Source organism: Streptomyces sp. NPDC020898, from assembly GCF_044333925.1.
In the GTDB taxonomy this organism is placed as follows: Bacteria; Actinomycetota; Actinomycetes; order Streptomycetales; family Streptomycetaceae; genus Streptomyces.
On record NZ_JBIRRV010000028.1, the window covers coordinates 29242 to 43448 of the forward strand.

Sequence of the window (14207 nt, forward strand, 5' to 3'; positions counted from 1 at the left end):
CGGACTTGACGATACCTCAGGCGACGGTGCCTCAGTCGACGGTGATCGAGTCCAGCTGCCCGCGCAGATAGACGTGCGAGTCGAAGGCCTCGTACGCGACCCGGCCCACCGGCGCGGGCACCGACTCCACGACCGTGCCCGGGGTGCACTCGCCGAAGTAGACGAGGGACATCAGCTCCTCGGCCGGCGAGTCGGCAGGCGGGGGCAGCACCCGGTGCCGCCCCGAACGCCACCGGTCGCCGGTCCAACGGGCCATCAGGTCACCGATGTTGATGGTGAACGCCTCCGGGTCAAAGGGCGCGTCCTCCCAGCCGCCCTCGTCTGTGTAGACCTGCAACCCGCCCTTCCCGGCCTGCCGGTCGAGGATGGTGACCGTCCCGAAGTCGGTGTGCGGCCCGATCCGGAACTGCCCCGGCTCCGGCTCCCCGACGACGTCGACCCCCGGGTACCAGTTGATGTTGAACCCGTACGTCGGATGGTCCATGTGCCGGGAGAAGAAGTCGGGTTCGAGCCCGAGGGCGTCGCCGAGCAGCGTCAGCAGCTCCTTCTCCAGCTCGCCCATCCGGTCGAGATACTCCTCGCACAGCCTGCGCAGCTCGGGCGCCTCGGCGGGCCACACGTTGGGCGCGTACCACTCGGCGTTGACGGCCGGGTCGTCGAAGGGCTCGTGCGTCGCGAAGGTCAGTGACTCCTTCAGGTCGGGCGGGGTCTCCGTCCCCTCCGAGTACCCGTTGGCCTCGGCCCCGGGGCCCAGCCACCCACGCCCCCCGACCTTCGCCGTATACCGCTCCTTCACCTCGGCGGGCAGCGCGAAGAAGGCACGGGCCGCGTCCCGGATACCGGTACGCAGGGCGGGGTCGACCCCGTGCCCGGTGACCAGCAGGAAACCGGCGGTCTGGAGGGCCTCGTCGACGGTACGGGCGATGGCGGCGCGGGTGTCGGCGTCCCCGGACAGCCAGGGCCGCAGATCGACGGTCGGAATGCGGGGGGCGGCGGCGGGGGTCTTCGCCGACGGGGGATTACTCACCGATGTCCTCGTTCCACAGTTCGGGATTGCTGATGATGAAGTCGCGCATCAGGCCGACGCACTCGGGATCGTCGAGCAGCACGATCTCGACGCCGTGCTCGGCGAGCCAGTCGTGCCCGCCATGAAAGGTGACGGCCTCTCCCACGACCACCCGGGAGATACCGAACTGCCGGACCAGACCGGAGCAGTACCAGCAGGGCGAGAGCGTGGTGACCATGGTCGTCCCACGGTACGAACGCTGCCGTCCCGCATTCCGGAACGCGGCCGTCTCCCCGTGCGCGGAGGGGTCGCCGTCCTGGACGCGCCGGTTGTGCCCACGCCCCAGGAGCGTGCCGTCGGCCCCGTAGAGCGCGGCACCGATCGGGATACCGCCCTCGGCGAGCCCGGCGCGGGCCTCGGAGACGGCCACGGCAAGCCACGCATGCGCTTGTGCCTGATCCATGGGTCCACTCTCCTTCGGCGGAAACACCGGGGCAACGTGCGGAAAGTACTCTCCGGGCATCCCGCAGCAGGACGAAGTGTCAGCGCCTTGGGAGGCACCCGTGCCCGCACTCACCCTCCGTGACGTCCTCGCCCTCGACCCGGTCCGCGCCGCCGAGCCCGAACTCCTCGCAGGGGAGGCCGCGTTGGACCGCCCGGTGCGCTGGGTCCACTCCAGCGAGGTGTACGAGGGCGCGAACTTCCTGGACGGCGGCGAACTGCTGCTGACCAACGGCTTCGGCCTGACCGACGCCGACGAGGACACCCGGCGCAGATACGTCCGTGAACTGGCCGCCAGGGGGGCGGCCGGACTCGCCGTCGAGATCGGCCGCTCGCTCCCCGCCATGCCGGCCGAGGTGACGGACGAGGCCCGCCGCCTCGGCCTGCCCCTCCTCGCCCTGCGCCGCGTGGTGCCCTTCGTACGCATCACGGAGGCAGCGAACCGCGCGATCGTCGCCCGGGGACTGTCCGGCCGTACGACGGTCCGCCCCTGGGGGGACGACCACACCGCCGCACTGCTCGCCGACCTCGCCGACGGCCAGGCCCTCAACCAGCCCGAGGTCGAGGCCCGCTCCGCCCTCGCCGGCTTCCACCCCGGCCCGGGCGCCCGCCTCGTCGGCGTCTCGATCCACGGCACACGCGATGTCGGCACGGTCGACCGGGCGGCCCGCTCCCTGGGCGGGACGGTGCTGCGGGCGGCCTTCCCCGGCGACGTCCTCGCCCTGGTCGCGGTCCTCCCGGGCGCGGGCGCGAGGTCTGGGGCGGGGTCTGGGGCGAAGACGGTGCGGGATCCGGTACGGGCGGTGCAGGACGCCTTCCGTACGGCCGCCGCGCCAGGCCTCACCGTCGCCGTGGGCCACGCCGTCGACGCCGGCGGCTGGCTGCGCTGGAGTGAGACGCTGCGCGCGGCCCGTACGACGCTGGAACTGGCGCTGACGGTGCCGCCCCCGGAACCGAACGCCCCGCAGGGCCCCCAGGTGACGTCGTCAAGGGCCCTCGCCCTCGAACGGGAACTCACCCGAGGCGGCGTCGACGCCAACCACGACCGTCTGACCCGCCTCGTCCAGCACACCCTGGGCCCCTTGCTCGCCTGGGAGGCGGCCCACCCCAGCGACCTCGTCCGCACCCTGGAGATCCACCTGCGCAACGGCTGCTCCCCGACCCGCACGGCGTCCCTGCTCCACATCGGCCGCCAGTCCCTCTACCAGCGCCTGGAACGCATCGAATCCCTCCTGGGCCTGGAGATCGACGACCCGGACCTCCTGGGCGAACTACTGACGGCGGCCTGCGCACACCGGGTGGTCCGGGGGACGACGGGCGCGGGGACGGGCGTGGGGCTGCGGACGGTGGCGTAGGGGAGGGGGAGGGGAGCAGGGCGCTCCGTCCGGTCAGTCCAGCGGGGTGACGGTCCCGTCCTCGTCCACGAAGTAGCTGCCCTTCACCAGGTCCTCCACGGTGCCGTTCTTGAGCCAACTCCGGGACATCCTGTGCACCATCTCGGCCCTGCGCTCCCAGACGATCTGGTGGCCCGCGCAGGCGAGGCGGAACATCAGCTTCTGGGGGCCGGGGATTTTGTTGTAGAGCGTGGGCACCGAGAAGTACAGCAGGCCGAGGTCGGGCGACGTGTTGACCACGGAGTCGTGTTCCCCGTAGATGATGAGCACGGGGACGTCCGAGCCGAGGATGCCGTCCAGCGGCACGGTGGTGGAGTTCCAGCCCCACCAGTACGGGTTCTTGACCCGCGCGAGGCCTTCGGGCTCCCCCGCCACATCAGGGCCCCAGGTGGCGCCGAGGGCGTCGTTCTCCATGATCGCCTTCCACACCACCTCGACCATCCCCTCCTCCCGCTGCTTGTTGCACTTCAGGTCCTTGTCCCACGCGGAGTTGAAACCCGCTTTGGTGGTGACGGTCATGGGAAAGCCGAACACGGCGGCGGGTGTGCTCTGCGGCAGCGGCACGGGCGCGTCCCAGCGTGTCGGGGGTTTGCTCTGCCTGCCGTTCGGCGGAAAGATCGGCGCGAGCAGGAGCAGGCTCTTGACGTTCTCCTTGTGCCGGATGGCGTACGGGCCGAGCTGCTGCGCGGCGGCCGACCAGCCGATGAGGTCGACCTTGGAGGCGCCCGTGAGGCCCTTGATATAGGTGACGACCTTGTGGACCTCGTCCCAGTTGGTCTCGGAGTTGTCCAGCTGCTTCGGGTACTGCACAGGGTCCAGCGTGCCGCCCGGGTGCGTCGCCAGGAGGTGCTTCTGGGCGGGGTTCACGTTGCGTGGGTCGTCCATCTCGGGGCGTGTGGACCGGCCGGACCCCTGGAGGTCCATGACGAACACGTCGTAGCCCGCCTCGGCCAGGAACGCGGCCCAGCTGTACTTGCCGTGCTGGAGATCGAAGCCCGCCAGGGCCGGCACGCTGCGGCCGTGGAGCATCAGGACGGGCTTGCGCGGCTGGTTGTCCTTGGTGCCGTTGCGTTCCCGCACGAACAGCGTGGCGGGCTTGTCCTTGTTCGCCGGGATGGTCGATGTCCACGGGATGTTGTGGTCGGTCAGGATCGGTTCTGCTGCTGCCATGACTGCGCTCCGTTTCTGGTCGCGTCAACCCTGCTCAGGCCGCGCGGCACCGTGCCCATGGGAAACGGGGAAACGGGGAACGGGGAACGGGGGACATCGGGATCTCGTCGGAGTCCTCTTCCGCCCGCGCGTCGAGGCTTTCAAGGGGACGGAATGGATCGTCTGCCTCGAAAGCGCGACGAGTTGAGCAGGTACTTTCCACGGTACGTCGGTGCGGCCGAGGCGGCGCGTCGAGGCGCGGCGACCGTTCGCAGGGCTCGGGACACCGTAGAAAACCAGGAGCCATTCGGCGACGCCCCCGGCAGGATGCCCCCTGTGAATCACGTCCTGTGCGGGCTCGCCGACAACACCGCCCTGCCGCCCGAGCTGGTCGACCGGCTGATCGCGGTCGCGGACGCGGACGGCGACGCGTACGACGACCTCGCCCGGCACCTCGCCGGTCGTGCGGACCTCACTCGTGCACAGGCGGTCGCGTTGTGCTCGCGGGTCGAGGACACCGGCGTACAGCTTGCCTACGAGGGTCGGCTGACCGTCGACGACGTCGATCCCGGGGTGTGGCCGGACGCTGCCCTCGCGATGCTCGACGAGGGGGCGGGTGATCCGGAGTGGGGGCGGCTTCTCGTACGGGATCCGGTGGACCGGCGCCGGGAGAAGCTGGCCGCCTGCGCCGGCCTGCCGGCCGACGTGGTGGAGACGCTCGCCGCGGACCCGAACGTGGAGGTCGTCGAGGAACTCGCCCTGTGGACGACACCGGAGGTCGCGACCGGGCTCGCCGGGCATCCGTACGTCGAGGTCCGCCGGGGCGTGGCGGCGAACGAGGCGACGCCCCCGGCCGTGCTGGCGGCGCTGATCAGCGGCGAGGGGCTGCCTCCCGCGCGGCGGTGCGTGGTCTGCGACCGTGAGGCGACGCCGCCCGACCGCGAGCTGCCGCCGGGCGCGTCCTGCGACGGCTCCCACGAGTCCGCCGTGTACGGCCTGCGGTACGCGGCGATAGGCAACCCGAGCACCCCTGTCGAGGCCGTCGTCGGTTTCGTGGACGACCCGTCGACGCTGCTGCGCAAGAGCCTCGCCGACCGCCCCGACCTGCCCCCGGAGGTGAGCGAACGGCTTGCCGTGGATCCCGAGCCGTGGGTCAGAGCCCGCCTCGCCGAGACCCCCGTGATCGACGGTGCCCTGATGCGCGCGCTGGCCGAAGACCCCGACCACGACGTGCGGTTGGGGCTCGCGAACAACCCGCATGTGCCGCTCGACGTACTCGCCCGGCTGGCCGCCACCACCCGACTTCGCGTCTCCCCGCTGCCACGGATCGCGGCCGCCTCCCCCGCCGAGGTCGAGGAACTGGCCCAGTCACCGGACGCGGCCGTACGGATGCTCGTGGCCGAGCGACGCGACCTGCCCGACGGTATCCGCGACGCGCTGGCCACCGACCCCGACGCGAAGGTGCTCAAGTCCGTCGCACCGCACCCGGGCCTCTCCGACGCACAGCTGCGTGCCATGGTCCACCGGCACGGAGTCCGGGTCCTCGCCAAGGTGGCGACCAACCCGGACGCGACTCCGGCCCTGCTCGAAGACCTGACCCGGCACGAACCACCCGTACGCAAAGCCCTCCGCGAGATCGCCCGGCACCCCCGCGCGACAGCCCCGGCGCTGCTCGCCTGCCTGGCGGAGAGGGACACGAGGTCCGTTGCCGCCGGCCATCCGGCGCTCCCGCCGCAGGTCATCACCGAGCTGCTCACCGACTCCGACCAGCAGGTGGCGGAAGCGGCGGCAGCCATCCCGTCACTGCCGGTCGCCGTGATGGCGGAGCTGGTGCCCCGGCTGTAGCTGTAGCTGTACTGACCTACGTCCGGGCCAGCACCAGCGCCACCACGAACGGCACCGGAATCAGCAGGGCCGTACCGAGCCACGGGCCCGGCCGGGCGCCGCGTCGTCGGGGCAGGAGTACGTCGACGAGGAGCACCAGGCAGACGACGAACAGCCCGGACAGGGCGAGCAGGAACATCACCGGGCCCGCGTGATCGAGGGTGGTGTAGTTGCAGTCGCCGCCCGTGCTCCGGGCCGCGTCCGCCACGCTGTGGCAGTCCATCGGCAGGTACTCGGTCAGCAGCCACCACCCGAGGTACAGCGGAATCATGGCGGGCAGGCCGAGGAGCAGGTTCAGCAGCCCCGGCACCACCCAGGAACCGTCACGCTTGCCCGCCACAACTACCGCCCCTCTTCACTGAGTTCGGCCTGCTCGGCTTCCTCGACGCGCTCTGCCTGCTCGATGTGTTCGAGGTACTCGGCCAGCCGTCCCGCCCCCGCCAGCATCGCCCGCGTACGTCCCGCCAGCGCCTCCCCGCGGGTCGCGACCGCCGCGCGCAGCGCCTCGGTGCTGCCCTCCCGGCGGAGCCCCTCCAGTACCGGGCGGATCTGCTCCAGAAGGTAGTGGCTGCGCCGGAGCAGATGGATCAGACGGGCGTCCCGGACATCGGCCGGACCGTACTGCCGGTAGCGCGTGCCGCGTTCGCGGGCCGGGGTGAGCAGCCCCGCCGACTCCCACACCCGCAGCGCCGACGTCCGTACGCCGAGCAGCGCGGCCACCTCACCGACGCGCAGGTCCGCCGTACGGGCCGGCACCGCCGGAGCAGGCCGCGCCAGCGACTCCAGGGCCTCGCGCGTCGCCCGCAGGGCCACCCGCTGTTCGTGCAGCGAGGCGTGCGCCGCGTCGACGAGCGCGAGGGCGCCCGGTACGTCCCCGTCGTGCACCCCGCGCATGACGGAGGTCGCCGCCACGGGCCCGTACCCGCGCTGCAGGGCCCGGTAGGTGCGCAGCGCGCGCCGGTGCACGTCCCCGAAGACGCGGTAGCCCGACTCGGTGCGCGCCGCCGGGGGCAGGACGCCGGCGTCCTCGTAGTTGCGGATCTGCTGCGTCGACAGGCCCGACAACCGGGCCAGGTCGACGGGCCGCAGCCGTACCTCATGGTTCGTCACGGATTTGAAGCTTAGGGGCAAGTGAGGGCGGTGACTGCCGCTCAAAGTCCCAACAGGAACTTCAATGGAAAACTTGAAGGTATGGATGAAGGCATGGCTGAAGGTATCGATGACCGCACTTCCGTGATGCACATCAAAGGCGCCCGTCTCCACAACCTCAAGAACGTCTCGCTCACGATCCCGAAGCAGAAGCTGGTCGTCGTGACCGGGCTGTCCGGCTCCGGCAAGTCCACCCTCGCCCTGGACACCCTTCACCGGGAGAGCCACCGGCAGTACATGGAGGCGTGGGGCGTGGCCACGGCCGGTGTCAGCCGGCCGTCCGTCGACTCGATCACCGGGCTGTCCCCGTCGGTCAGCGTCGACCAGCGTCCGGCCGGGCGCGGCCCGCGTTCGACGGTCGGCACGGTGACCGACGTCTTCACCTACCTGCGGCTGCTCTGGTCCCGGATCGGCGTACGCCCGTGCCCCGGCTGCGGGGCGGAGATCCCGCCGTCGTACACCCACGACACGGACGGCGACGAGGAGGGCGACGAGGAGGGTGTGGAGATGGAGGGCGGCGAGTCCGTGGCCTGTCCGCACTGCTCCGCCGCCGTCCCCGAACTCGTCATGGGCTCCTTCTCGTTCAACAAGCCCGCCGGTGCCTGCCCGACCTGCACCGGTCTCGGCGAGGTGATCCGGGCCGACGTACGGACCCTGGTGGACGAGGAGTTGAGCGTCGCCGCCGGTGCCGTGCTCGGCTGGCCCCGCCAACTCGTCGAGCGGAACCTCCCGTTGCTGCGCGCCGCGGCCCACCACTACGGCCTCACCTTCGACACGGACACCCCGGTCACCGAACTGCCCCCGACAGCAAGGGACTTGCTCCTGTACGGGGTTGAGTCGCCCGAGTTCCGACGCCACTTCCCGGCCACCCGGATCGTCGACCCCCCGGAGACTGTGGCCAAGGGCCGTTTCGAGGGCGTCGTCACCGCGCTCATGCGGCGTTACTCCGAACGCATCGACGACACCGACTACCGCCAGAAGACCGAGCGTTCGATGGTGAAGGAGGCCTGCGGGGAGTGCGCGGGGACGCGGCTGCGGAGTGAGAGCCGGGCCGTCACCGTGCATGGGCTCCGCATCACTGAGGCGGCCCGACTGCCCCTCGACGAACTCGCCGACTGGGTAGCGGAGTTGAGGGCGTTCTCCACCGGCGACGAGTGGCGGTTCGTCGAACCCGTCGTCGCCGACCTGGAGGAGCGGGTACGCCGGCTCGTCGACACCGGGGTCGGCTATCTGACCCTCGACCAGTCGAGCACCAGCCTCTCCGCGGGCGAGTCCCAGCGGCTGCGCCTGGCCGCGCTGCTCGGTTCGGGCCTCACCGGCATGCTGTACGTCCTCGACGAACCGACCATCGGACTGCACCCCGCCGACACCGCCCGCCTCGTCCACGTACTGCGCCGCCTGCGGGACCTGGGCAACACCGTCCTCGTCATCGAGCACGACCTGGACGTGCTGTGGGCCGCCGATCACGTCGTCGACATCGGTCCGGGCGCGGGCCGGGACGGCGGCCGGGTCATGGCGGAGGGCACGCCGGAGGAGGTGGCGGCGACGGAGGGATCGGTCACCGGCGCGTATCTGTCGGGCCGGCTCCAGCACCCCGTACGCAAGGAACGGCCGGGCGGTCACGAGGAGTTGGTGATTCGCGGGGCCCGTTCCCACAACCTCCGGGACGTCACCGTACGGATTCCGCTCGGGCGGCTGGTGACGGTCACCGGGCCGTCCGGATCGGGCAAGTCGACGCTGATCCTGGATGTGCTGGGCCGGGCGGCACACCAACGCCTCGACGCCGCACGGGTGTTGCCGGTGTCTCCGGGGGAGCACGACGGCATTGACGGCTGGGAGCGCCTCGACAAGGTCGTGACGATCGACCAGGAACCGATCAGCCGCCTCCCGCGCTCGAACGCGGCGACCTATGCGGATGTCTTCACCCCGGTCAGGGAACTCTTCGCCGCGCAGGAGGCGGCGAGGTCGAGAGGTCTGACTCCGGCCGCCTTCTCCTTCAACGTGCCCGGTGGTCGCTGCGAGCGCTGCGAGGGCGCCGGTGTGCTCGCCGTGCACATGCACTTCCTGCCCGCGGTGGAGGTGCGGTGTCCGGGGTGCCGGGGCCGCCGGTTCCGGAGCGAGGTGCTCGCGGTGCGCTACGACGGGTACGACATCGCCGGGGTGCTGGCCGCCACGGTGGACGAGGCGCTCACCGTCTTCCGGGGCGTACGGCAGGTAGCCGGGCGCCTGCAACGGCTCTCGGACGTGGGGCTCGGCTACCTCCCGCTGGGCCAGCCCGCCACCACCCTCTCCGGCGGCGAGGCCCAACGCCTCAAGCTGGCCAAGGAGTTGGGGCGCCGGGCAACCGGCCGCACCCTCTACCTCCTCGACGAACCGACCACCGGCCTGCACGCCGCCGACACCGCCCGCCTCCTCGACGTACTCCAGCGCCTTGTCGACGCGGGCCACTCGGTCGTGACGATCGAGCACAACCTCGACGTCATGCGCGCCTCCGACTGGCTGATCGACCTCGGCCCGGCGGGCGGGGCCGGGGGCGGGCTCGTGGTGGCGGAGGGCACGCCGGAGCAGGTCGCCGGGGAGGAGCGGTCCCGGACGGGTGCGTTTCTGCGGGAGGCCGTACGGGCGATGGGCTGATCACCTACGGTCGATCGCGTGGACGAAGAGGAAGACAGGCGGCTGGCCGCCATCACCCCGGAGATCACCCGCCGCTCGATCGACCTGCTGCGCAAGGTGGTCGGCGTCTATCCCGAGGAGCGCATCGCCCAGGAAGCGCTGGAGTGCGCCGACGACATCCTGGCGGAGTACGGCACGGACGGGCTGCGCATCCTCGTCATGAGCCTCACGGGCTGGGCCGCCGTGGAGACGGAGAAGGACGCGCTGGCCTCCGGGCGGAGCCTGGACTCGATGATCGACGACATGATGCTGACCTGGCTGGAGGCCAACCCGGAGGACTGAGGCGGCGGGTGATCACCTCGGGGTGACGGTGGTCCGGGGTGACTCGTCGACGTGGAGGCTGAAGACGTCGGGGCGGGCGTAGTGGCCGGTGGTGTCGAGGTCGAAGCGGGCGCGGGCGAGGTCGTCGAGGTCGAGTTCGGCGGTCAGGATGCCCTCGCCATCGCGCAGGGGACCGGCCAGCACCTCGCCGAGGGGGGAGACGATGACGGAGCCGCCGCCGATCAGCACTGTGTCGGGGTCGTCGCCCTGGACGGGGTGGACGTCATCGGGGAGGGCGTCGCGGCGCAGGTACTGGTTGGCGCTCAGGACGAAGCAGCGGCCCTCCAGCGCGATGTGCCGCATGGTGGCCTGCCAGGCGTCCCGGTCGTCGACGGTCGGTGCGCACCACAGGTCGACGCCCTTGGCGTACATCGCGGTGCGGAAGAGCGGCATGTAGTTCTCCCAGCAGATGGCCGCGCCGAGGCGGGCGCTGCCGGTGTCGACGACGGGGAGGGTGGAGCCGTCGCCCTGGCCCCACAGGTACCGCTCGGCGGCGGTGGGCATCAGCTTGCGGTGCAGGCCCAGATAGCCGTCGGGGCCGAGGAAGAGCGCGACGCAGTACAGCGTGCCGCCCTGCCGTTCGACCGCGCCGACCACGGCATGGCAGCCGAGTTCCCGGGTGACGGCGGCCAGGGCCTCGACCTCCGGGCCGGGCACCTCGATGGCGGCGGCGTGATAGCGGCGGAACAGCTCGCGGCCGGCCGGGGTCCGGCTGCCCACCGCGATCCCGAAGTCCAGCCCCTTGGGATAGCCGCCGAGGAACGCCTCGGGGAGTACGACGACCTCGGCGCCGTGGGTGACGGCGGCCTCCCGGATCAGCTCCTCGGCGCGGGCGAGCGCGGCGGGTGTGTCGAACAGGGGTGCGGCGGCCTGGACGACGGCGGCTGTCACGGTGCGGCGGGGTTCAGCAGCGGGGCTGGTCATGCCGTAGAGGCTAGGAACGAGGCGGTCCTGCGGCAAACCGAATCTCACGATGATCATTGTTTCCCGGTCGGCCGGTCTTGGTAGGAGTCGTTCATGCGCCCGCACGAGCGTGCGGCCGAAGGGGAGGGCGGCATGACGGGGAGTCATATCGAGGGCGTGGGCGGCCGGTTGGGCGATGAGTTCTTCACGCCCGGGAGTTCGTCGTTCACGGAGTTCGTGACGGCGTACCGACCGGAACTGCTGCACCTGGGGGACCGTTTCCTGCCGGACGGTGTACGTCCGGACCCGGACCGGTTCCCGCACGGGACAACGGTGTTGGCGCTGACCTACCGCGACGGCGTGCTGCTCGCCGGGGACCGCAGGGCGACCATGGGCAACGTGATCGCCCAGCGCGACCTGGAGAAGGTGCACCCCGCCGACGATCACACGGCCGTCGCCTTCGCGGGCAGCGTCGGGCTGGCACTGGACATGGTGAAGCTGTTCCAGGTGGAGCTGACGCACTTCGAGAAGGTCGAAGGCACCCCCATGTCGTTGCGGGCCAAGGCGACCCGCCTCGCCGGCATGATCCGCCAGAACCTGGGCCAGGCGATGCAGGGACTGGCCGTGGTCCCCCTCCTCGCCGGGTACGAGATCACAGGGAGCGGGGCCGCCGGCGGTCGGGGGCGGATCTTCGGGTACGACGTGGTCGGCGGGACGTACGAGAAGTTCGGCTTCCACGCGGAGGGCTCCGGATCGCCGTACGCCCGGGGCGCGTTGAAGAAGCTGTACCGCGAGGACATGTCCCGCCGCGAGGCAGCGTTGGCCGCGCTCCAGGCCCTGTACGACGCCGCTGACGACGACTCGGCGACGGGCGGGCCGGACCTCAACCGCCGTATCTTCCCTATCGTCTCGGTGATCACGGAGGACGGCTTCGAACGCTTCCCGGAGCAGGAGGCGGAGGAGCTCAGCCAGGAGATGGTGGCGAGCCGCCGAAACAGCCCGGACGGCCCGACCGTCGCACGGTGAGAGCCCCGCAGAACAAGTACCCATTGCGCCTGTGGGCCCGCCTGGCATGGGTGGCCGCGCTGGTCGCCTCCCCGTTCCTGCTGGCGATCGCGTTCTTCGTCGGCATTTTCGCCGGCGGCCACGAGATCGACGAGACCTGTGCCTCCGCCGGCCAGCCCCTGGACGACCAGTACCGCGCCGAGCACTGGCGGGAGCCGGGACGGTTGTTCCCGTTGCACAACAAGTGCAACGCCGACTACGACCTCGTCCCGGCCTGGGTCAACCCGACCATCGTCGTCCTGACGCTGCTGATCGCCGTCAGCGTGGGGGCCGCCGGGTGGTCGGCGGCGACCACACGTTCGAGAGCGAGGAGAGCGGGGAGAGCGGAGAAGGCCGGTCAGGGCGCCGCCGTCGGCTCCAGTACGGAGTAGTCGGCGAACCAGCGGCGGTAGCGCGTGTGCCGGGTCTCCTGGGTGTGCCGGCGCTGCCACTCCTCGACCTTCGCCGGATCCGGGTGCCGTCCCGACACCGCCCCGCAGTCGTCCTCGTCCCCCGAGACGCAGCACGCCTCGTACTCGGGCTCGGCGGAGCCGTCCTGGACGATGGAGTACGGCACGTACCGGAAGATACGGCGCCGGGCCGGGATGCTCTCCCCGCTCCCGGGATGCGCCTGCCGCTGGTGGCGCCGCAGCAGCACGTTGGCATCGGCCTCGCGGGTGCGGTCGTACTCGGCGCGGGCCGTGCTCCGCAACGCCCCCAGCTCGTCGCAGGTGGCGCAGTCGGGTACGGGCTCGGGGGCCGCCGGATAGATCGTGGCGGGCAACAGGTCGAGCCCCGAAACGTGTTCCTTGGTCATACGCCAACTCCGTACGTACGTCACTGCTCGCGATTACTCTGGGTGTACTGAGCGTGGCTGAGGGGAACGGCCCGTATCAACGCCTGGGGCGTGTGAATGGGGCACTGGCACCAGAGGGGGACACGTGGTTCGACGCAACGCCGAGGACGGCTCCGGGACGGGAGTCAGCAACGCCGCCCTGTTCGGCGAGGTGTTGAGACACTTCCGCGAGGCCGCACTGCTCACCCAGGCGGCGCTGGCCCAGCAGATCCCGTGCGATCGGTCCCACGTGGCGAAGGTGGAGACGGGCACGAGCGTTCCCCAGGACACGTTCGCGAAGGCCTGCGATGAACTGCTGGGTACGGGTGGGGTGTTGCTGCGGCTGTGGAAGAAGGTCGACTGGTATCCGGAGGTGCAGCATCCGGACTGGTTCGAGCGACGGGCGCAGATGGACGCGGAGGCGGTGTCCCTACGGGAGTATCAAGAGCGCGTTATGCCGGGCATGTTGCAAGCGCCGAGCTACGCCCACGCGCTGTTCTCCCAGATCTCGACCGGTGATGAAGTGGAGGAGCGCGTTCGGGCCCGGTTGAGCCGACAGCCGCGCTTCCTGGCCGACGACGGTCCGTTGTACGTCGCCGTCTTGGACGAGAGCTGCCTGCGCAACGCTGTGGGGAGTCCCGAGATCATGCGTGACCAGTGCGCCCACCTGCTGAGCGTCGGACGGCGCCCCAACATCCGTATCCAGGTGGCCCCAGCGGGCCTCTTTGGGCTCATTCGCCCCCGGGGGTCTCTTTCGTTGATCAAGCTGCCGGACGGACACGAGTGGGTGTACTCGGAGTCCATGGACCGTGGCCATTTCAACGACGATCCGGCAGCCTTCGCGCGCCACAGCCAGACCTATGATGTGCTCAGGGCGGACATCCCGTCAGCCCGCGAATCCGCCGCTTTGATCAGCGACGTGATGGAGGGGTACGGGCATCATGGACAGGCACGAACTCGGCCCGGCGACCTGGATCAAGAGCAGCCACAGCGACAACAACGGCGGCAACTGCATCGAAGTAAGCCCCGATTTCCCCGGCGTCGTCCCGGTCCGTGACAGCAAGGTTGCTTCCGGCGGTCCGGTGATCGTCGTAACCCGTGCTGCGTGGGCGGAGTTCGTGGCGTTCACCGGCGGGTGTTGAGCATCATGCAGAGGCTCGAACTCGCCGCGGCGAACTGGATCAAGAGCAGCTACAGCGGTAACGACGGCGGCGACTGCGTCGAAGTGGCCCTCGGATTCCCCGGAGTCGTCCCCGTTCGTGACAGCAAGGTTGCTTCTGGCGGTCCGGTGATCGTCGTAACCCGTGCCGCGTGGGCGGAGTTCGTGGCGCTCACGTCGCGTTGACGG

At 70.8% G+C, this 14207-nt stretch carries 16 protein-coding genes; 9 read left to right on the plus strand and 7 right to left on the minus strand.

Features of this window, described 5'->3' with window-relative positions; translation table 11 throughout:
• Positions 1-31 precede the first annotated feature (31 nt).
• Both ACH4TV_RS44620 and ACH4TV_RS44625 read right to left on the minus strand, forming a co-directional pair.
• Positions 32-1027, minus strand: a complete 996-nt coding sequence (locus tag ACH4TV_RS44620) for an isopenicillin N synthase family dioxygenase (protein WP_398407168.1) — start codon at positions 1025-1027, stop codon at positions 32-34.
• Positions 1020-1469: a nucleoside deaminase gene (locus ACH4TV_RS44625; protein ID WP_398407169.1), complete on the minus strand. Its 450-nt coding sequence runs from the start codon at positions 1467-1469 to the stop codon at positions 1020-1022. Before ACH4TV_RS44625 ends, ACH4TV_RS44620 begins: the two co-directional genes overlap by 8 nt.
• A gap of 100 nt (positions 1470-1569) precedes the next feature.
• Between ACH4TV_RS44625 and ACH4TV_RS44630 the strand changes: the two genes are divergently transcribed.
• Positions 1570-2862: a PucR family transcriptional regulator gene (locus ACH4TV_RS44630; protein WP_398407170.1), complete on the plus strand. Its 1293-nt coding sequence runs from the start codon at positions 1570-1572 to the stop codon at positions 2860-2862.
• A 33-nt stretch (positions 2863-2895) separates the two neighbouring features.
• Here the strand turns inward: ACH4TV_RS44630 and ACH4TV_RS44635 are convergent, their stop codons facing one another.
• A complete protein-coding gene (locus ACH4TV_RS44635; RefSeq protein ID WP_398407172.1) occupies positions 2896-4071 on the minus strand; it encodes an alpha/beta fold hydrolase in 1176 nt (391 codons plus the stop codon).
• Positions 4072-4386: 315 nt separating this feature from the next.
• On the opposite strand from ACH4TV_RS44635, the gene ACH4TV_RS44640 reads away from it, so the two are divergent.
• Positions 4387-5895, plus strand: coding sequence for a hypothetical protein (locus tag ACH4TV_RS44640; protein ID WP_398407173.1), 1509 nt, complete (start codon positions 4387-4389; stop codon positions 5893-5895).
• 16 nt (positions 5896-5911) lie between these two features.
• Here ACH4TV_RS44640 and ACH4TV_RS44645 read toward each other — a convergent pair whose 3' ends face one another.
• Together ACH4TV_RS44645 and ACH4TV_RS44650 are read right to left on the minus strand one after the other, a co-directional pair.
• Positions 5912-6274, minus strand: a complete 363-nt coding sequence (locus ACH4TV_RS44645; protein ID WP_398407174.1) for a hypothetical protein — start codon at positions 6272-6274, stop codon at positions 5912-5914.
• 2 nt (positions 6275-6276) lie between these two features.
• On the minus strand, positions 6277-7044 hold the full coding sequence (locus tag ACH4TV_RS44650; RefSeq protein ID WP_398407175.1) for a MerR family transcriptional regulator: 768 nt from the start codon (positions 7042-7044) through the stop codon (positions 6277-6279).
• Positions 7045-7137: 93 nt separating this feature from the next.
• Here ACH4TV_RS44650 and uvrA point away from each other — a divergent pair, with 93 nt between their 5' ends.
• Positions 7138-9717: an excinuclease ABC subunit UvrA gene (gene uvrA, locus ACH4TV_RS44655; RefSeq protein ID WP_398407176.1), complete on the plus strand. Its 2580-nt coding sequence runs from the start codon at positions 7138-7140 to the stop codon at positions 9715-9717.
• Between the two features lie 18 nt (positions 9718-9735).
• A complete protein-coding gene (locus ACH4TV_RS44660) occupies positions 9736-10038 on the plus strand; it encodes a hypothetical protein (RefSeq protein WP_398407177.1) in 303 nt (100 codons plus the stop codon).
• A gap of 12 nt (positions 10039-10050) precedes the next feature.
• Here the strand turns inward: ACH4TV_RS44660 and ACH4TV_RS44665 are convergent, their stop codons facing one another.
• Entirely contained in the window at positions 10051-11001 is a 951-nt protein-coding gene (locus ACH4TV_RS44665) for a nitrilase-related carbon-nitrogen hydrolase (protein WP_398407178.1), read from the minus strand.
• Between the two features lie 132 nt (positions 11002-11133).
• Here ACH4TV_RS44665 and prcB point away from each other — a divergent pair, with 132 nt between their 5' ends.
• Positions 11134-12006: a proteasome subunit beta gene (gene prcB / locus ACH4TV_RS44670; protein WP_398407236.1), complete on the plus strand. Its 873-nt coding sequence runs from the start codon at positions 11134-11136 to the stop codon at positions 12004-12006.
• A complete protein-coding gene (locus tag ACH4TV_RS44675) occupies positions 12003-12416 on the plus strand; it encodes a hypothetical protein (protein ID WP_398407179.1) in 414 nt (137 codons plus the stop codon). The genes prcB and ACH4TV_RS44675 overlap by 4 nt, the downstream gene beginning before the upstream one ends.
• On the opposite strand, the gene ACH4TV_RS44680 is transcribed toward ACH4TV_RS44675, so the two are convergent.
• Positions 12383-12841, minus strand: coding sequence for a hypothetical protein (locus ACH4TV_RS44680; RefSeq protein WP_398407180.1), 459 nt, complete (start codon positions 12839-12841; stop codon positions 12383-12385). The two genes, ACH4TV_RS44675 and ACH4TV_RS44680, sit on opposite strands and share 34 nt — an antisense overlap.
• 124 nt (positions 12842-12965) lie before the next feature.
• Between ACH4TV_RS44680 and ACH4TV_RS44685 the strand changes: the two genes are divergently transcribed.
• From ACH4TV_RS44685 to ACH4TV_RS44695, 3 genes are read left to right on the plus strand one after another with little or no spacing between them, the layout of a single operon-like run.
• Positions 12966-13916 (plus strand): DUF5753 domain-containing protein, encoded by a 951-nt coding sequence (locus tag ACH4TV_RS44685; protein WP_398407181.1) that lies wholly within the window; start codon positions 12966-12968, stop codon positions 13914-13916.
• Positions 13873-14001, plus strand: coding sequence for a DUF397 domain-containing protein (locus ACH4TV_RS44690; protein WP_398407237.1), 129 nt, complete (start codon positions 13873-13875; stop codon positions 13999-14001). Before ACH4TV_RS44685 ends, ACH4TV_RS44690 begins: the two co-directional genes overlap by 44 nt.
• Before the next feature lie 5 nt (positions 14002-14006).
• A complete protein-coding gene (locus tag ACH4TV_RS44695; protein WP_398407182.1) occupies positions 14007-14204 on the plus strand; it encodes a DUF397 domain-containing protein in 198 nt (65 codons plus the stop codon).
• Positions 14205-14207 lie beyond the last annotated feature (3 nt).